Raw genomic sequence first — 17166 nt, 5'->3', positions numbered from 1 at the left:
TGGCATAGAAAATATTATGCAATATTATTTGCAAATAATCACAAGTTTTGATAAAATATCATTGTTCAGCATTGATAGCTGTATTTGGGGGTGAAAATATGTTCCAAAAGAGAATTGATAAATTAAGGAAAAAAATGAGAGAAAAGGGTCTAGATGGTGTCTTGTTAATAGGAGATCCTAATAGAAATTATATGAGTGGTTTTACTGGTGATGAAAGCTTTGTTATTATTAGTTTAGATAAGGCAGTTTTTATTACTGATTCAAGATATATTGAGCAGGCTATAAATCAAGTTAAAGGTTATAGTATAAGAGAATATAAAGGAAGAATAGAAGATTATTTAAGGGATTTAGTCAAAGAACTAGGGATAAAAACTCTTGGTTTTGAGGAAAATATACTTACTTATAAGTCTTATAGTACATATAAAGAAAAAATAGATTGTGATCTTGTGCCAATAGAAGGAATGGTAGAGGAGTTAAGATTAATAAAGGACAATGATGAAATTGAGGCAATAAAAAAAGCAGCATCTATTGCAGATCAAGCATTTCTAAAGATACTGCAGTTTGTTAAGCCTGGAATGACAGAAAAAGAAGTTGGAGTGGAATTAGAATATTGGTTAAAGAGATTTGGAGCTAGTGGAGTATCCTTTCCTTCTATAGTGGCTTCAGGGGAAAGATCCTCATTGCCTCATGGCCAACCTACAGATAAGGTAATAAAAATGGGGGATTTCTTAACATTAGATTTTGGATGTATATATAATGAATATTGTTCAGATATGACTAGAACTATAGTTATGGGAAATGCTACAGAAAAAATGGAAAAAGTATATAATATAGTTTTGAAAGCTCAAGAATCTGCTTTGAAATTTTTTAAGCCTGGTGTAACAGGTGCAGAAGTTGATAAAATTGCTAGAGACATTATAAAAGAAAATGGATATGGTGATTACTTTGGTCATGGTTTAGGTCATGGAGTAGGAAGGGAGATACATGAAAATCCTAGAGTAAGCCCTATGGGAAATATAATACTTCAATCTGGAATGATAGTTACAGATGAACCAGGTATTTATTTGCCGAATGAATTTGGGGTAAGAATAGAGGATTTAATTCTTATTACAGAAGATGGATGTGAGGTACTTTCAAAATCACCAAAAAGTATGATATGTATATAAAATTAATAAGTATTAACTTACCTGATAAGGTTATAATATAAATGAATTAATAGTTTTGGAGGGATACTTAAAAATGATATCAGCAGGAGATATAAGAAAAGGAACAACTTTTGAATTAGATGGACAAGTTTATACAGTAGTAGATTTTTTACATGTAAAACCTGGTAAAGGAGCAGCTTTCGTAAGGGTAAAATTGAAAAATGTTATGTCTGGTGGAGTTACTGAAACAACATTTAACCCAACAGCTAAATTCCAAGAAGCTGTAATAGAAAGAAAAGAAATGCAGTATTTATATTCTGACGGAGAATTATATTACTTTATGGATCAAGAAACTTTCGAGCAAATTCCATTAAATTTTGATCAGGTTGAAGATGCAATAAAGTTCTTAAAAGAAAATATGTTTGCGGTGATAAAGTTTTATAAAGGAGAAGCTTTTTCAGTGGAAGCTCCAAACTTTGTTGAATTGCAGATAACTCATACAGAACCAGGAGCAAAAGGAAATACTGCAACAAATGTATTAAAGCCAGCTACTGTTGAAACTGGTGCTGTAGTTTCAGTTCCATTATTCGTAAATGAGGGCGATATTATAAGAATAGACACAAGAACAGGTGAATATATGGAAAGAGTTTAGGCTATACTATAAACAGCCTATTTTAATAACGGCATACATATATGTATGCCGTTGTTTTTAAATAAATAAATAAAAAGGAAGTGGAATTTATGGATTCAATGACTTCAAAAGTTTCTTATTTAAACGGATTAGTTGACGGACTAGGGATAGACGCGGAAAGCAAAGAGGGAAAAGTAGTTAGAGAGATAGTTAATGTTTTGAATGAAATGGCAGAAGAAATTGAAGAGATTAAAGACTCTCAGAGAGATATTCAAGACTATGTTGACGCTTTGGATGAGGATTTAACTTCTTTAGAAGATGACTTGTATGATGAAGATGATAATTATGATGAGGAGGAAATTGAAGATTTTGTAGATATGACTTGTGATAATTGTGGTGAAACTGTATATATTGATACAGCAATTCTTCAAGGAAAAGATAAGATAACTTGTCCTAATTGTCATAAAGAAATTAAACTTCATTTAAATTGTGATTGTGAAGAATGTGATTAGAGATTAATTACATAAAAACAGGTTGATTTTATTAATAAAATCAACCTGTTTTTTATATGTAAGATTATAAATTATTTATAAAAATTTTTGCTCATAGGCATATTTTTACTTTAAAAAAAATACCTTTTAATAAGAGAGGAGGATAAAAATGATAAACACTAAAGAAGTATTACATATATTACCTGACAATATAAAAAAGTGTATTAGCTTACACAATGTTAACAATCTACAGGAAATTAGAATAAGAGCAGAATCACAAATTATTTTACAGGTAGGAGAAAAAGAAATTATAACAAATTATGTAGCTTCTCTAGAAGATATTAAAAGTATTTTACAAAGGATGAGTAATTACTCTATTTATGCATATGATGAGGAAATAAGACAAGGATATATAACTATAAAAGGCGGACATAGAGTAGGTATATGTGGAAGATGTGTACTGGAAAATAATGAAATTAAAACTATTAGAGAACCAGCTTCTTTAAATATAAGGATATGTAAAGAAGTTATTGGGTGTTCTAATAAAATAATGACTTATATAATTGGAAAAAATACTATACAAAATACAATTATTATTTCTCCACCAAAGTGTGGAAAAACTACTCTTTTAAGAGATATAGCTAGGAATGTATCTAATGGAATTAATGATATGAATTTTAAAGGAAGGAAAGTATCTGTTATTGATGAAAGAAGTGAGATAGCTGCTTGTTTTAATGGAGTGCCTCAACTGAAAGTAGGATTAAGAACAGATGTTTTAGATAGCTGCCCTAAAAGTAAAGGAATGATGATGGCTATAAGAAGTATGTCTCCAGATGTAATAATATGTGATGAGATAGGGACAGTACAAGATGTAGATAGTATGATAATGGCAATGAACTCAGGAGTAAATCTTATAACAACTATACATGGATATGGAATAGATGATCTTTATGAAAGATCAGTTTTTAAAGAAATTATAAATAATAAAGTTTTTAAAATAGCTGTTGTTTTAAGCAATAAAGAGGGTGTAGGAACTATAGAATATATATATAACTTTAATGATGAAAAGGTAATTATAAGGAGGTAATATGTTAAAGTTTACAGGAAGTGTATTGGTGTTAATTTCATCTGTATGGATAGGATTTATATTTAGTGAGAGATTTAAAAAAAGGACATTTCAGCTAAAAGAAATGGAAAGAGACATACACCAATTGCAAAATGAAATAATATATACCCATACTCCTCTACCGGCTTCTTTGTTTAATGTATATGAAAAAAGTAGTTATCCTTTAAATGAATTTTTTAAAATTATATCAGATATGTTGTATTCAAATAAAGTAGATAGTGTATATGAAGCATTTGAAAAAGCATTTATAGAAGTAAATGAATTTTTATATATAAATAAAGAAGATAAGGATATAATTTTAAGTCTTGGAAAAACTCTTGGGGAATCAGACATTGAAGGACAAAAAAGAATGTTTTCTCTAACTTTAGAAAATTTAAAGAAACAAATAATAGAAGCTGAAGTATCTATGAAAAAAAATGTAAAGATGTATAGATACTTAGGTTTTACATTAGGCATGATTATTATAATTATGTTTATTTAAAAGGGGGAAGATTGGGATGTTAGATATTAATTTAATATTTAAAATAGGGGCGGTAAGTATTCTAGTTATTATACTTGATAAAATACTGAAAACTAGTGGATATGATGATTATGCAGTAATAACTAATTTAGCTGGAATAGTTATAATTTTAATGATGGTAATAAATTTAGTAAATAAATTATTTAATGTGGTTAAAACTATGTTCCAGTTATAGGAGGAAGCTATGGAAATAGTGAAAATAGTTGCTTTTGCTTTTATATCTTTATTTATTGTTATCATAGTAAAGGATAGTAAAAAAGAAGAATTAGCTATACAAATAAGCATATGTACGGGAGTTTTAATTTTCCTTTTTATGATAAATAAAATAACATCCGTTATGAATTTACTACAGCAACTTGCATTGAAAGCTAACATAGATTTTATATATTTAACTACAGTATTTAAAATATTAGGAATTGCCTATTTAGCTTCTTTTTGTAGTGAAATATGTAAAGATGCTGGACAATCAAGTATTGCGTCAAAAGTAGAATTTGCAGGTAAAATATTAATACTTGTATTGGCTGTACCAATTCTTATGGCAGTTTTGCAGTCAATATTAAGGATAATGTAGGAGAGAAACATGAAGAAATGGATAATAATTTTATTAACAATTTTTATCACAATTTTTTTTACTCCTTATAATGTACAAGCATCTTCTAACGAAGAAGCTTCATATAAAAGCAATAAAGAAGTTGAACAATTGTATGATTATATTACAAATATGAAGAGCGAACATGAATTGATGAAGGATATGGATATTAAAAATTATGTAAATAATTATATGAAAAAAGGGGAAGGTAAATTTTCAATAAAAAAATTTTCTAAAGCTATTATATCCTATTTATTAAGGGAAACAGCTTTATCTATAAAACTTATGTCTATACTTGTTATTATATCCATAATCTGTGCATTAATAACTAATTTAGAAAAGGCTTTTACCAATGAAAATTTATCTAATATAGCTTATTTTGCATGTTATTCATTAATAATAATTATTATGGCCAGAAGTTTTTATATTGGAGTGGATTTAGCCAGAGATACTATAAATAAAATGTCAGACTTTATGTTAGCTTTAATACCAGTAATTTTAATGCTTCTTGTCAGCATAGGAGGAATAGCAGAAGCTGCGGTAATGGATCCAATTATAATAGGAACCATAAATATAAGTGCTAGGCTGTTTTCTAATATACTTATTCCTTTAATATCTATGACCTTTGTATTACAGTTTGTAAATAATATTACTGAAGAGTACAAGATAGATAAATTAACAAAGCTTTTAAACCAAATAGTATTATGGGGACAAGGTATATTAATGACCATATTTATAGGAATAATGACGGTGAGAGGAATTGCTTCTAAAACTTTAGATCAAGTAGTGGCTAAGACAGCTAAATATGCTGTGGATAATTTTGTTCCAATAGTAGGAAAATGCCTTTCTGATGCAGTTGCTACTGTGGCAGGGTATTCACTGCTATTAAAAAATTCACTAAGTAGCATAGGTTTAGTTATTCTTATATTGATAGTAATACTTCCAGTGTTGAAAATATTGGTAACGGCACTCTTATATAAATTGACTGCAGCTTTAATAGAACCTATAGGAGACAAAAGACTTGTAAATTGTATAGGTTCTGCAGGAGATTCACTTATATTGATTACTTCTTGTCTTATATGTGTATCTGTAATGTTTTTTATAATGATTTGTATAGTTGCTGCAGGAGGGAAAATTGCTATAGGAGGATGAAAATGTGATTGAAACTTTAAGAGCATGGATAGTAAATATATCAACAGTAGTGTTATTTATTACTGCAGTTGAAATGTTACTTCCAGATAATAGTCTTAAAAAGTATTCAAAATTTGTTTTGGGATTGATACTTATAACGGTTTTAATAAATCCATTGATTAAAATATTTAATAAGAATTTTGATATTAACATATATAGTAATAACATATCTAAATCTATTGATGAAGAGAGCTATAAAAATGATTTAAAGGAATATAAAGAAAAAAGTGTAGAAAATACTATTAAAACTTTTGAAGCAAACTTAGAGAAGATAGTAGAGGAAAAAATTAAAGATAGATTTGAAGGGATAAATTCAAAAGTTCAGGTAAAGGCAGAATATAGCGAAGAGGATAATAAGTTTAATATAAAAAACGTAAATATAGGGATAAAAGATAAAAAGATTAGGAAGGTAAAAAAAGTACAAATAAACTTTAAAAAAAATAATGAACTAAATAAAGAGGATAAAGACAAAATGACTAACGATATTAGAGAGTATTTAAGTAAAGAATTAAAGATTCATAAGAATATTATTAACATATATAAGATTTAAAAGGAGGGAAACCATGGATCTTAAAAAGCTTTTAGAAAAACTTAAAAAGAATGAAGGGAAGAAGGGGCTGAGTAATAAAACTACTATTAATTTACTTATTGTTTTTCTCATAGGAGTACTTATTCTAATAACAGGAAGCTTTTTTAAGACTACAGGTAATTCAGTTAAGGAAACAGTGTCCAAAAACAATAATAATGATCAAGTAGAGGAGCCCATAAAAGAACCAGAAGAAGAAACTGAAAAAGAGTTAAAAAATGAACTAAAGAATATATTACAACAAACAGATGGGGTTGGTAGAGTAGAAGTAATGATTTATTTTGCTAGTGGGGAGGAGCAAATACCAGCAGTAAATATAAATGATTCAACTAACTCTACAGAAGAAATAGATAATGAAGGAGGGAGGAGGCAAACAACACAAAAAAATAATGGTTCTACAGTGGTTATAACTAATAATGGAGATAAAACTCAACCTTTGATAGTCAAAAAGAATAAACCTAAAGTAACAGGAGTATTTATAGTAGCTGAAGGGGCTGAAAATAAAGTTACAGAATATAGAATAAAGAAGGCAGTTATCAATCTTTTCAATATACCTGATAATAAGGTTAATGTTTATCCAATGAAAAAATAGTATATATTTTAAGTTTAAAGCATATAATTTTGTAGAAAGAAAGATAGGGGGAATTTTTTATGAATAAAAAACAGGCTGTTATTATTGTCACATTATTAGCTCTTATTGTATGCATGGGGCTATTAGCAACAAGACTAAATAATCCATTATATGTTCAGGGAGAAGGCGAAAAAAGTGCTATTTCTTTGAAGAACAATGATAATAAGAAAAATTCCAACAGCTCTAATTATTTTGCAGAAGCAAAAATGTCAAGAGATAATAGAAATGCGCAAACATTACAGAGTTTAAAGAGCATAATGGAAGATAAGAACATATCTCAACAGCAAAGGGATAAGACAGCAGAAAAATATGCAGCTTTAGCTATGGCCGTAAATTATGAAAATAAAATTGAATTAAATCTTCAAGCAAAAGGTTATGATGATGTAGTATGTCTTTTAAATGAAAACAAAGCAACTATAACAGTTAAATCCAGTGAAAAGTTAACAGACAAACAGCTAAAGGAAATACAAAGTGTAGTAATGAATGAAACTAAAATAAAAGATGTGGAAATCCAAACTAAGTAATAATAATTGTAAAAATAAAAGGTATTTGATATAATATACCTAATAATGAGGGAGAGGTATATGGAAGAATTAGCTGGAAGATAAAATAAAAAAGAACCAGGGGGTAGAAAATATGGAAGAGAATATGAATAATGAAATGGATATGGGTATAGTTAAGATATCAGATGAAGTAATAGGAGTTATAGCAGGTCTTGCCACAACGGAAATAAAAGGAGTAGTTGGAATGAGTGCAGGTCCTGTAGGCGGAATTACACAAATATTAACAGGCAAAAAGAATTTATCAAAGGGAGTAAAGGTAACTGTTGGGGAAAATAATGCCACTATAGATTTATATATTGTTATAGAATATGGAATAAGAATTCCTGACGTAGCACTTAAAGTACAGGAAAATGTACGAAGAGCAGTTGAATCTATGACAGGTCTTACTGTAGCAGCAGTAAATATACATGTACAAAATGTATTAATTCCTAAATCAGAAGAAAATAATGTAGCAGAATTAGAAGAGTAAAGAAAGTTTAATCACCCTCTGTTTTCAGAGGGTGTTTCCATGTTATAAATAAGTTAGTATAATTATGAATTATATGACAATAATTTTAAATATGATAAGTATATAGGAGGAATATGATGAACAGAACAAAAACTAGAGAAGTTACTATGAAACTTTTATTTGAGATGATTATAAAAAAAGAAGAGTACATAAATATATTGGAGGATTTAAAAGAAGCAAATAAGGAAGAGGAAAATGTAACTGAATTAATGGGAATAAAAAAAGAAAAGGATCCTGAAAGTACGGATTTAGATGAAGTTGATATGGGTTATATTATTAGGTTACTGAAGGGCATACAGGATAATGAAAAGAAAATTGATGAAACAATAGAGAAATATCTTAGTAACTGGAAACTAAATAGATTGGCTAAGGTAGATTTAGCCATTTTAAGGCTAGCAACTTATGAGATATTATTTGAAGAAAATATACCAAATAAGGTTTCAATAAATGAAGCGGTAGAGTTAGCAAAGAAATATGGAGAAGATAAATCACCAGCTTTTATCAATGCAGTATTAGATAAGATAGTAAAAGAACAATAAAGAGGAGTTGTAGTTTAAATGGGAGTAGCTATTTATGGGAAAGAGGTTGCTATTAGCTATAAGGAGAAGTTAAAAAATTTCATGGTACATAGAGTAGAAAATGGATTGAGACCACCTTGTATTGCTAGTATATTAATAGGTAAGGATAAGGGCTCATTATTTTACATAAAAAATCAGAGCAAACTATGTGAAGAAGTAGGAGTTGAATTTAAAAGCATAATTTTAGAAGAAAATGTTCCAGAGGGAAGTGTATTAGAAACTATAGATAAACTAAACATAGATGATAATATAGATGGAATAATACTTCAACTTCCATTACCTGAATATCTTAATGAAGAAAAGATTATAAATAGAATAAATCATTTAAAGGATGTAGATGGATTAACAGATGTAAATGCAGGTAAATTTTATAAAGGAGAAAAGTGTTTTCTTCCATGTACAGCTCAAGGGATAATAGAGCTGATAAAAAGTACTGGCATTAAAATAAGTGGTAAAAATGCTGTAGTGTTAGGAAGAAGTACTATAGTAGGAAAACCAGTAGCACAGTTATTGGTAAATGAAGATGCAACAGTAACTATATGCCACTCAAAAACAAATAACATTGAAAAAATATGTAGAGAAGCCGACATTTTAGTGTCTGCTATAGGAAAAGGCAAATTTGTAACAGAAGATTTTATAAAAGATGGAGCTGTAGTAATTGATGTAGGATTTTCTGTGGTCAATGGAAAGATGGTAGGAGATGTGGATTATGAAAAAGTATTACCTAAAGCTAGCTTTATTACACCAGTTCCAGGAGGAGTAGGATCTATGACTCCTATAATGCTTATAAAAAATACATGTGAGGTTTTGAATAATGTATATTAAAACCCTAACGGTATCAGATGTAAATAATTATATTAAAAAGGTTATAGATAACGATTTTATTTTAAATAATGCTTCTGTCAGTGGAGAAATTTCTAATTTTAAGTTACATTCTTCTGGACATATATATTTCTCGCTAAAGGATTCTTTTAGCAAAATAAATTGTGTTATGTTTAGAAGTTATGCTAATTCACTAAAGTTTACTCCTGAAAATGGTATGAAAGTTATAGTAAAAGGAAAAGTATCATTATACAGTAAAGAAGGAGTATATCAGCTTTATTGTGAAGATATTCAGCCAGAGGGATTAGGAGAACTATATGTATCCTTTGAAAAGTTGAAAAAGAAATTAGAAGAAGAAGGACTTTTTGATTCAAAATATAAAAAGGATATACCCAAATATGTAAGAAAAATAGGAATAGTAACCTCTCCTACTGGAGCGGCAATAAGAGATATAATAAATGTTGTTAAAAGAAGAAATAATAAATGTGAAATTTTGGTATATCCTGCAGCGGTACAGGGGATAGATGCTAGTGAAGAAATAATTAAGGGAATAGAGGAGTTAAATAGAAGAAAGGATATAGACATCATAATAATTGCAAGGGGAGGAGGGTCCATAGAAGAATTATGGGCCTTCAATGATGAAAAGCTAGGAAGAACAATATTTAATTCAAAAATACCTATTATTACAGGAGTAGGTCATGAAATAGATTATACAATAGTAGATTTTGTTAGTGATAGAAGAGCTCCTACCCCATCAGCAGCGGCGGAAATAGCAGTATTTGATTTGGAACAATTGGAAACTATGATAGAAAACTATAAAAAAGATTTACAAATTAATGCTTTAAATAATATAAAAGAAAGAATAAATCAAGTTAATCTTCTTAAGAAAACTCTAAATTTAAATAGTCCTAGCAAAAATATAGTGAATGAATATAATAGAATAGATACATTCAAGGATACATTGAATTATAAGATTAAAAGGGAAGTAGATATGCAAAAAGAGAAGCTTAATAATATGAAATCTTTATTATCTGCACATAATCCTTTAAATATATTAAACAAGGGCTATGCTATAATACAGGATGAAAAGAATAATATAATTAATAGCATAGATAAGTTAAATGAAACTAAAAGTATAAAAATTAAGTTAAAAGATGGGGAAAATAACTTTAATATAGTGAAGAGTTGAATAAAAGTAAAGTTTTAACTATTTGTCTAAAAAGGTGGTGAATATATGCCTAAGAAAACAGAAAATTATGAAAACCTCATAAAGAAATTAGAAGATATTGTAGACTCAATGGATACAGGGGAACTATCATTGGAAGATTCTATGAAAAAATATGAAGAGGGAATAAAGACTTGTAATAAATTATATAAAATGTTAGATGAAGCTGAAGGGAAAATTAAGATTCTTACAAAAGAAGGAGAAAAAGAATTTAATGAAATAATAGAACACTAAATAGTTTTTTATATAAACTATTTAAGTTTATTCTTTGTAAAATGGGGTGAAATAATGTGCATAGAAAAAATTAAAAAAGAAATAGATGATTATTTATATGAATACCTAAAGAATAAAGGCTCCTATAATAAAAAAATATATGAAGCTATGGCTTATAGTATAAATGTTGGGGGAAAGAGAATAAGGCCTATTCTTATGCTACTTACCTATGAAATGTATGACAAGGATTATAAAAAGATTCTTCCTGCAGCTTGTGCTTTAGAAATGATACATACCTATTCTCTTATACATGATGATTTACCAGCTATGGATAACGATGATTTAAGAAGAGGAAAACCAACTAATCATAAAGTATTTGGAGAGGCGTTAGCAATACTTGCAGGAGATGCATTATTAAATGAAGCTTTTAATATTTTACTTAAAAATTCTTTAAGTAACGGAAAAAGCTGGGTTAAAGCAGCTAGTTTAATAGGAGAGGCTTCAGGAGCCGATGGTATGATAGGAGGACAGGTAGTAGATATTTTAGGAGAAAATAAGAACATAAATATAGAAGAATTATATTATATGCATAGAAAAAAAACTGGTGAGCTTATAAAAGTAGCTATACTATCTGGTAGTGTATTAGGAGAAGCAGAGGAAAAGGATTTAAATATTTTACAGGAATTTGGTGAAAAATTGGGCTTGGCTTTTCAGATTAAAGATGATATTTTAGATGTTGTAGGTAATGAATCTAAGTTGGGGAAGACAACCAAAAAGGATCAATATCACAATAAAAATACCTTTGTTAGTATATATGGATTAGAAAAATGTAAAAACATGTGTTGTGAATTAACAGAGCAGTGTGTAGAGCTTTTAAATAATATAGATAAAGATACTTCTAAATTAGAAGAATTAACTTTATTTCTATTAAAAAGAGATTATTAGCACATTGACTTTATATATTTCATACTGTAAAATTAAGAAATATCAGCATTAATAATTATGCCTATTTATGAATATATAAGTAATATTTTGAAGTTAACATAAGTTTATATAAAATTTAGTTTAGTTAATCTTAATAGGAAAGGTGGCGCAGTATTCTAGTCAGGTAAGTATTCTTTGAAGGCGGGGCTAAAAATCCGCCAAAGGGCATATCGATGAAGTTCCTTGTGCTGGCTTATGACGCCCAGTCATGGGTTGGTGCTGGGAGTAAGGAAGATGGGGCGGCCGCAATGGCATGCGACAACTGACCCTACTTCTGTGGAGACCGTTATTTGTGTTTTAGGTTAGTCGCCTATTGCACGAAAACGGATTAAACCTGTATTGTGGTGTAAAAGCTATGTGCAGTGTAGCCTGCCTTGAGTGGTGTAGGGAGAGGTAATAACACCTTTAAATTTTGGCCAAAAGTTTGAAGGCTTTGCTTACTGAAACCTATACTGCAAAAGAGGCTAGAAGAATACCTAACTGTTGAGGAAATCTCCTAGACTGTTCCATAAGGAAGTATTTTGAGGATTGCAGTGCGGACTAAGTGGTAATCTAGTCCTGTTTATGGTGACATAGCAGATAGAATATTAAAGGGAAACCGCTAAAATGGCGACATTTTGGTTATTCTATGGGAAATCCTACTAGACCTAAGCCGCAAGTTTTACTCAAATTGCTGCCACTTTTTCTAATACATAAAGTATGTTTTTACTAAATAAATTGCATATTGATAGTTATATAAAATGGGGGAAGTTTTTTGGATAATGGTTTTAAAAATAACAAAAATTTTAAAAAAGGTGTAGTTAAAGATAATAAATCTAAGGTTAATAAAAAATGGGTAATGACAATTGTTCTATGGACAATATTAATATCAGGAAGTGTAAATCTTCTTTCTAATGCGCTACTAAGAAATGTAAATATATTAGTAGCTTTTATTATATTGATTTTTATAATATTTATAGGGATAATATTTGATATAATAGGAGTAGCTGTAACAGCAGCGGATGAAACGCCTTTTCATGCTAGAGCAGCAAAAAAAATTCCTGGAGCTAAAATAGCAGTAAAGCTTATAAGAAATGCAGACAAGGTTTCTAATTTTTGCAATGACGTAGTTGGGGATGTTTCAGGAATTGTGAGTGGTTCTGTAGGAACGCTAATTGTAAGTAAGATTATAATCACATTTTCAAATACAAGTGTAACTATAGTAACAGCAATAATAGGAGCTCTTATTGCAGCAGCTACAATTGGAGGTAAAGCATTAGGAAAAAGTTTTGCAATGAATGAAAGTGAAGTAATAATAGATAAAGTTTCAAGGCTAATATATTTAATAAAAAAGGAAAGATGAATATGACCCGATTTTTAGAAAAGTATAAAGATGCAACCCAAATTAGAGCTATGTCTTTGCAAGAACTAGATATTTTTGCAGAAGAAATAAGACAATTTTTAATAGATAATGTATCAAAGACTGGAGGACACTTAGCATCAAATTTAGGAGTGGTAGAACTTACTATAAGTTTATATAATGTGTTCAATTTTAAAAGAGATAAATTAATATGGGATGTAGGACATCAAAGTTATGTACATAAAATTCTTACAGGAAGAAAACAACAATTTCACACTTTAAGAAAATTTGGAGGGCTAAGTGGATTTCCTAAAAAGTGTGAAAGCTCCTTTGATCATTTCCAAACAGGACATAGTAGCACTTCAATATCAGCAGCATTAGGAATGGCTAGAGCTAGAGATTTAAAGAAAGAAAATTATGAAGTAGTGTCTGTAATAGGTGATGGAGCCTTGACTGGAGGTATGGCTTTAGAAGCGTTAAATGATGTTGGAGATAGAAAATCGAAGATGATTATAATATTAAATGATAATCAGATGTCTATAGGAAAAAATGTAGGAGGATTATCTACATATTTAAGCAAAATAAGAATAGAGCCTGGATATAATAAATTTAAGAAAGAGATAGATTCAGCTCTCAGAAAAATACCTAACATTGGAAAGGGTATGGCTCAGACTTTAGAAAAAGTTAAGAATGGTATTAAACAAATGGTTGTTCCAGGAATGCTTTTTGAGAATATGGGAATAAAGTATTTAGGACCTATAGATGGGCATAATATAAAAGAATTAAGTAAGGTTTTCTCGAATGCTAAAGAAATTCAAGGACCTGTTTTAATACACGTGGTAACTAAAAAAGGAAAAGGATATAAATATGCTGAAAAGAATTCAGGAAAATTTCATAGCATAGGACCTTTTGATTATATAAGTGGGGAAGTATGTGCTGGAAAATGTTTAACTTATTCTAAAGCATTTGGAGATGCTATGATAAAAATTGCATCAGAAGATAAAAGAGTAGTGGCTATTACAGCAGCTATGAGAGATGGTACTGGATTGGAAGGATTTGCAGAAAAATTTAAAGATAGATTTTTTGATGTGGGAATAGCAGAACAGCATGCTGTAACTATGGCAGCAGGTATGGCTACATCTGGATTGAAACCTGTATTTGCTGTTTATTCTACTTTTCTTCAAAGAGCTTATGATCAAATATTACATGATGTATGTATACAAAATCTACCTGTAATTCTAGCTATAGATAGGGCAGGAATTGTAGGAGCTGATGGAGAAACCCATCAAGGAGTATTTGATTTGTCTTATTTATCGCATATACCTAATATGACCATAGTAGCACCAAAATCAGTATTAGAATTAGAATATATTCTTAGTTGGGCAGTGAAACAAAACTATCCCATAGCTATAAGATATCCAAGAGGTGGAGATAACCCTAATGTTAGTTTAGTGCCGCTGAAACAATTTATTAAAGGGAAATGGGAAATTATAAGTAACGAAGGAGAAATAACCCTTATAGCTGTAGGGAGAATGGTGCAACAAGCAGTGTTAGTTAGAGAAAGATTGAAAAAGACTGGTATAGATATAGGGGTAATAAATGCTAGTTTTATTAAGCCTTTAGATGTATCTTTACTAAAAAATTTGGTCTATAATGGTAAAAAAATTGTTACTTTAGAAGATAACGTTTTATATGGTGGATTTGGTTCTTTAGTGACAGAATATATAGGAACATTAAATAAAAAAACAAAACTTATTAACTTAGGTTTTAAAGATGAATTTATACCTCATGGAGGAGTAGATATTTTGTATAAAAGTTATGGATTAGATGTAGATGGAATCATACAGAGTATTATGAAGTTATTATAAGCTAATAGAAAAGGGGTTAAATATGGCTGAAGTAAAAGTTAGGCTTGATGTTTTACTTGTGGAGAAAGGACTTTTTTCTTCTAGAGAAAAAGCTAGAGCTAGTATAATGGCAGGAGAAATATTTGTTAATGGTATTAGAGTTGATAAATGTGGAGAGAAAATAAAGGAAAGCGCTAATATAGAATTTAAAGGGCAAAAAATGCCTTATGTTAGTCGTGGTGGTTATAAATTAGAAAAAGCTATAAAAAGTTTTGATATTACACTAAAGGATAAAATATGTCTTGATATTGGAGCATCAACAGGAGGTTTTACTGACTGTATGCTTCAAAATGGAGCTAAAAAGGTATTCTCAATTGATGTTGGGTATGGACAATTAGCTTGGAAGCTTAGAACAGATCCTAGAGTGGTATGTATGGAAAGAACTAATTTTAGATATGTTACTTTAGAACAAATAGGTGAATATGCGGATTTTGGAAGTATCGATGTCTCCTTTATATCTTTAGAAAAAGTTATACCTGCTGCATTAAACATTCTAGATGAAAAAGGTTCTATGGTAGCTCTTATAAAACCTCAATTTGAGGCTGGAAGAGAAAAAGTAGGCAAAAAAGGAGTTGTTAGAGAAAAAAGTACTCATGAAGAAGTTATTTCAAAAATAATTAAATTTTTAAAAGAATTACAAGTTAAAATAATAGGACTCCAGTATTCTCCCATAAAGGGACCAGAAGGAAATATAGAATATCTTATATATTTTACTAAAGATAAAAAATATGAGGAAACTTTTTCAATGGATAGTGTATATGAAATAGTAGAATTATCTCATAGAAAGTTAGATGAAAAATTATAACATGAAGATTATAGGTATTAATGTTAATACTAATAAGGATGCTGGAGGAGAAATATTAGAAAGAATAGTTGAAAATATAAAAAAAAACTATTATGATGTTAATGTTAAAATATATAAAGATTCTATAGGATTGGATAGTGAAGATACTAGAAAATTAGATGCAGCTATAGTTCTTGGTGGTGATGGAACCATCTTAAAAGCGTCAAAGTTTCTGGCTAAATATAATGTACCGATTTTAGGAATAAATGTAGGACATTTAGGTTTTTTAACAGAAGTAGATAGTTCAAATTTTTTTTATGCGATAAAAAGCATATTAAATAATGATTATTACATAGAAGAAAGAAAAATGCTTCAGTGCAAAGTAGAACTTAAGAATGAAATAAAAGTATTTCATGGATTAAACGATATAGTAGTTGCAAAGGGAGTAATTGGTAGAGTTGTAAAATGTAAAATTTATATAGACAATAATTATTATACAACATTTGTTTCTGATGGAGTAATAATATCTACTCCTACTGGATCTACAGCTTACTCGTTATCTGCTGGAGGACCTATTATATATCCTACATTAGATGTTATTTCTTTAACACCTATATGTTCACATTCTTTAGGAGTGAGAAGTATAGTACTTAATGGAGACTGCAGTATAAAAGTTATTATGGAAAGAAAACGTGGAGATGTACATTTAGCTGTGGATGGTCAGGAAATTATAAATTTAGACGACACTAAATATGTGGATATATGTTCTTCACCTTATAAGTGTAAACTTATAAAATTAAAAGAGGAGCATAACGATTATTTTAACATATTAAGAAAAAAACTACATTTATAAACTTTAAGAAGGTGAAGGTGAAATTATATGAAAGTAACCCGTCATGCTAAAATATTGGAGTTAATTACTTCAAGGGATATAGAAACTCAAGAAGAATTAGCGGAAGAATTAAGAAAATCGGGTATGAATGTAACTCAAGCTACAGTATCAAGAGATATAAAAGAATTAAAGCTTATAAAAGTACTGTCTAGTAATGGTAAGTATAAATATTCAACTATAAGCCATACGGAAAATTATCTTTCTAATAAACTTGTGAATATTTTTTCACAGTCTGTGGTTACTGTAGAGAATGTATCAAACTTTGTAGTTATAAAAACCCTATCAGGATCAGCTTCTGCAGCTGCTGAAGCTATTGATTCTTTGAATTTTGAGGGAATAGCTGGAAGCTTAGCAGGAGACAATACCATCTTTGTAATGACAAGAACTAATGAGCAAGCGATTGAAATAACTCAAAGGATGAAAAAAATGATTACAGAATAG

22 protein-coding genes are annotated in these 17166 nt (G+C 29.3%); all 22 read left to right on the top strand.

Features of this window, described 5'->3' with window-relative positions; translation table 11 throughout:
• The first annotated feature begins 98 nt into the window (after positions 1-98).
• The 22 genes from J2Z24_RS07655 (at position 99) to J2Z24_RS07550 (ending at position 17166) form a co-directional block, all read left to right on the top strand.
• Positions 99-1166, top strand: a complete 1068-nt coding sequence (locus J2Z24_RS07655; RefSeq protein ID WP_035148689.1) for a M24 family metallopeptidase — start codon at positions 99-101, stop codon at positions 1164-1166.
• Between the two features lie 73 nt (positions 1167-1239).
• Positions 1240-1797: an elongation factor P gene (gene efp, locus J2Z24_RS07650; protein ID WP_035148687.1), complete on the top strand. Its 558-nt coding sequence runs from the start codon at positions 1240-1242 to the stop codon at positions 1795-1797.
• A gap of 89 nt (positions 1798-1886) precedes the next feature.
• Positions 1887-2288 (top strand): CD1247 N-terminal domain-containing protein, encoded by a 402-nt coding sequence (locus tag J2Z24_RS07645; protein ID WP_035148685.1) that lies wholly within the window; start codon positions 1887-1889, stop codon positions 2286-2288.
• A gap of 148 nt (positions 2289-2436) precedes the next feature.
• The gene (spoIIIAA, locus tag J2Z24_RS07640; RefSeq protein ID WP_173680332.1) at positions 2437-3354 is read left to right on the top strand and encodes a stage III sporulation protein AA; all 918 of its coding nucleotides are present in this window, start codon (positions 2437-2439) and stop codon (positions 3352-3354) included.
• A 1-nt stretch (position 3355) separates the two neighbouring features.
• Positions 3356-3874, top strand: coding sequence for a stage III sporulation protein SpoIIIAB (gene spoIIIAB / locus J2Z24_RS07635; protein WP_035148683.1), 519 nt, complete (start codon positions 3356-3358; stop codon positions 3872-3874).
• A 16-nt stretch (positions 3875-3890) separates the two neighbouring features.
• A complete protein-coding gene (spoIIIAC, locus tag J2Z24_RS07630; RefSeq protein ID WP_035148682.1) occupies positions 3891-4088 on the top strand; it encodes a stage III sporulation protein AC in 198 nt (65 codons plus the stop codon).
• A 9-nt stretch (positions 4089-4097) separates the two neighbouring features.
• Complete coding sequence (gene spoIIIAD / locus J2Z24_RS07625) at positions 4098-4484, top strand: stage III sporulation protein AD (RefSeq protein ID WP_035148680.1); 387 nt, start codon at positions 4098-4100, stop codon at positions 4482-4484.
• A gap of 9 nt (positions 4485-4493) precedes the next feature.
• The gene (gene spoIIIAE, locus J2Z24_RS07620; protein WP_035148678.1) at positions 4494-5654 is read left to right on the top strand and encodes a stage III sporulation protein AE; all 1161 of its coding nucleotides are present in this window, start codon (positions 4494-4496) and stop codon (positions 5652-5654) included.
• Between the two features lie 4 nt (positions 5655-5658).
• Positions 5659-6243, top strand: a complete 585-nt coding sequence (gene spoIIIAF / locus J2Z24_RS07615; RefSeq protein WP_035148677.1) for a stage III sporulation protein AF — start codon at positions 5659-5661, stop codon at positions 6241-6243.
• A 13-nt stretch (positions 6244-6256) separates the two neighbouring features.
• On the top strand, positions 6257-6871 hold the full coding sequence (spoIIIAG, locus tag J2Z24_RS07610; RefSeq protein WP_035148676.1) for a stage III sporulation protein AG: 615 nt from the start codon (positions 6257-6259) through the stop codon (positions 6869-6871).
• A gap of 59 nt (positions 6872-6930) precedes the next feature.
• A complete protein-coding gene (locus J2Z24_RS07605) occupies positions 6931-7434 on the top strand; it encodes a SpoIIIAH-like family protein (RefSeq protein WP_035148675.1) in 504 nt (167 codons plus the stop codon).
• A 112-nt stretch (positions 7435-7546) separates the two neighbouring features.
• Positions 7547-7942 carry an Asp23/Gls24 family envelope stress response protein gene (locus J2Z24_RS07600; protein ID WP_035148674.1) on the top strand — a complete coding sequence of 132 codons (396 nt, stop codon included), beginning with the start codon at positions 7547-7549 and terminating at the stop codon, positions 7940-7942.
• Positions 7943-8058: 116 nt separating this feature from the next.
• Positions 8059-8520, top strand: coding sequence for a transcription antitermination factor NusB (gene nusB / locus J2Z24_RS07595; RefSeq protein ID WP_035148673.1), 462 nt, complete (start codon positions 8059-8061; stop codon positions 8518-8520).
• 18 nt (positions 8521-8538) lie between these two features.
• On the top strand, positions 8539-9384 hold the full coding sequence (locus tag J2Z24_RS07590; RefSeq protein WP_035148672.1) for a tetrahydrofolate dehydrogenase/cyclohydrolase catalytic domain-containing protein: 846 nt from the start codon (positions 8539-8541) through the stop codon (positions 9382-9384).
• Complete coding sequence (gene xseA, locus J2Z24_RS07585; protein WP_035148671.1) at positions 9374-10570, top strand: exodeoxyribonuclease VII large subunit; 1197 nt, start codon at positions 9374-9376, stop codon at positions 10568-10570. The genes J2Z24_RS07590 and xseA overlap by 11 nt, the downstream gene beginning before the upstream one ends.
• Positions 10571-10615: 45 nt before the next feature.
• Positions 10616-10840 carry an exodeoxyribonuclease VII small subunit gene (locus J2Z24_RS07580; RefSeq protein ID WP_035148670.1) on the top strand — a complete coding sequence of 75 codons (225 nt, stop codon included), beginning with the start codon at positions 10616-10618 and terminating at the stop codon, positions 10838-10840.
• Between the two features lie 54 nt (positions 10841-10894).
• Entirely contained in the window at positions 10895-11764 is an 870-nt protein-coding gene (locus tag J2Z24_RS07575) for a polyprenyl synthetase family protein (RefSeq protein ID WP_035148669.1), read from the top strand.
• 877 nt (positions 11765-12641) lie between these two features.
• Positions 12642-13145 (top strand): hypothetical protein, encoded by a 504-nt coding sequence (locus tag J2Z24_RS07570; protein WP_051593298.1) that lies wholly within the window; start codon positions 12642-12644, stop codon positions 13143-13145.
• 2 nt (positions 13146-13147) lie between these two features.
• The gene (gene dxs / locus J2Z24_RS07565; protein WP_035148667.1) at positions 13148-15010 is read left to right on the top strand and encodes a 1-deoxy-D-xylulose-5-phosphate synthase; all 1863 of its coding nucleotides are present in this window, start codon (positions 13148-13150) and stop codon (positions 15008-15010) included.
• 22 nt (positions 15011-15032) lie between these two features.
• Positions 15033-15854 carry a TlyA family RNA methyltransferase gene (locus J2Z24_RS07560; RefSeq protein ID WP_035148665.1) on the top strand — a complete coding sequence of 274 codons (822 nt, stop codon included), beginning with the start codon at positions 15033-15035 and terminating at the stop codon, positions 15852-15854.
• A gap of 1 nt (position 15855) precedes the next feature.
• Entirely contained in the window at positions 15856-16686 is an 831-nt protein-coding gene (locus J2Z24_RS07555; protein WP_035148697.1) for an NAD(+)/NADH kinase, read from the top strand.
• 27 nt (positions 16687-16713) lie between these two features.
• On the top strand, positions 16714-17166 hold the full coding sequence (locus tag J2Z24_RS07550; RefSeq protein WP_035148663.1) for an arginine repressor: 453 nt from the start codon (positions 16714-16716) through the stop codon (positions 17164-17166).

The organism is Clostridium tetanomorphum (assembly GCF_017873215.1).
GTDB classification, from domain to species: Bacteria; Bacillota; Clostridia; order Clostridiales; family Clostridiaceae; genus Clostridium_AO; species Clostridium_AO tetanomorphum.
This window is presented reverse-complemented; position numbering and strand designations above follow the sequence as displayed.

Bases quoted from the DNA above. Each gene is read 5' to 3' on its own strand.
- spoIIIAE (WP_035148678.1), top strand. From the start codon at position 4,494: ATGAAGAAATGGATAATAATTTTATTAACAATTTTTATCACAATTTTT.
- spoIIIAB (WP_035148683.1), top strand. From the start codon at position 3,356: ATGTTAAAGTTTACAGGAAGTGTATTGGTGTTAATTTCATCTGTATGG.
- J2Z24_RS07645 (WP_035148685.1), top strand. From the start codon at position 1,887: ATGGATTCAATGACTTCAAAAGTTTCTTATTTAAACGGATTAGTTGAC.
- J2Z24_RS07575 (WP_035148669.1), top strand. From the start codon at position 10,895: ATGTGCATAGAAAAAATTAAAAAAGAAATAGATGATTATTTATATGAA.
- nusB (WP_035148673.1), top strand. From the start codon at position 8,059: ATGAACAGAACAAAAACTAGAGAAGTTACTATGAAACTTTTATTTGAG.
- J2Z24_RS07560 (WP_035148665.1), top strand. From the start codon at position 15,033: ATGGCTGAAGTAAAAGTTAGGCTTGATGTTTTACTTGTGGAGAAAGGA.
- spoIIIAD (WP_035148680.1), top strand. From the start codon at position 4,098: ATGGAAATAGTGAAAATAGTTGCTTTTGCTTTTATATCTTTATTTATT.
- J2Z24_RS07600 (WP_035148674.1), top strand. From the start codon at position 7,547: ATGGAAGAGAATATGAATAATGAAATGGATATGGGTATAGTTAAGATA.
- xseA (WP_035148671.1), top strand. From the start codon at position 9,374: ATGTATATTAAAACCCTAACGGTATCAGATGTAAATAATTATATTAAA.
- J2Z24_RS07590 (WP_035148672.1), top strand. From the start codon at position 8,539: ATGGGAGTAGCTATTTATGGGAAAGAGGTTGCTATTAGCTATAAGGAG.
- J2Z24_RS07570 (WP_051593298.1), top strand. From the start codon at position 12,642: ATGACAATTGTTCTATGGACAATATTAATATCAGGAAGTGTAAATCTT.
- J2Z24_RS07655 (WP_035148689.1), top strand. From the start codon at position 99: ATGTTCCAAAAGAGAATTGATAAATTAAGGAAAAAAATGAGAGAAAAG.
- spoIIIAG (WP_035148676.1), top strand. From the start codon at position 6,257: ATGGATCTTAAAAAGCTTTTAGAAAAACTTAAAAAGAATGAAGGGAAG.
- spoIIIAC (WP_035148682.1), top strand. From the start codon at position 3,891: ATGTTAGATATTAATTTAATATTTAAAATAGGGGCGGTAAGTATTCTA.
- efp (WP_035148687.1), top strand. From the start codon at position 1,240: ATGATATCAGCAGGAGATATAAGAAAAGGAACAACTTTTGAATTAGAT.
- J2Z24_RS07580 (WP_035148670.1), top strand. From the start codon at position 10,616: ATGCCTAAGAAAACAGAAAATTATGAAAACCTCATAAAGAAATTAGAA.
- J2Z24_RS07605 (WP_035148675.1), top strand. From the start codon at position 6,931: ATGAATAAAAAACAGGCTGTTATTATTGTCACATTATTAGCTCTTATT.
- dxs (WP_035148667.1), top strand. From the start codon at position 13,148: ATGACCCGATTTTTAGAAAAGTATAAAGATGCAACCCAAATTAGAGCT.
- J2Z24_RS07555 (WP_035148697.1), top strand. From the start codon at position 15,856: ATGAAGATTATAGGTATTAATGTTAATACTAATAAGGATGCTGGAGGA.
- J2Z24_RS07550 (WP_035148663.1), top strand. From the start codon at position 16,714: ATGAAAGTAACCCGTCATGCTAAAATATTGGAGTTAATTACTTCAAGG.
- spoIIIAA (WP_173680332.1), top strand. From the start codon at position 2,437: ATGATAAACACTAAAGAAGTATTACATATATTACCTGACAATATAAAA.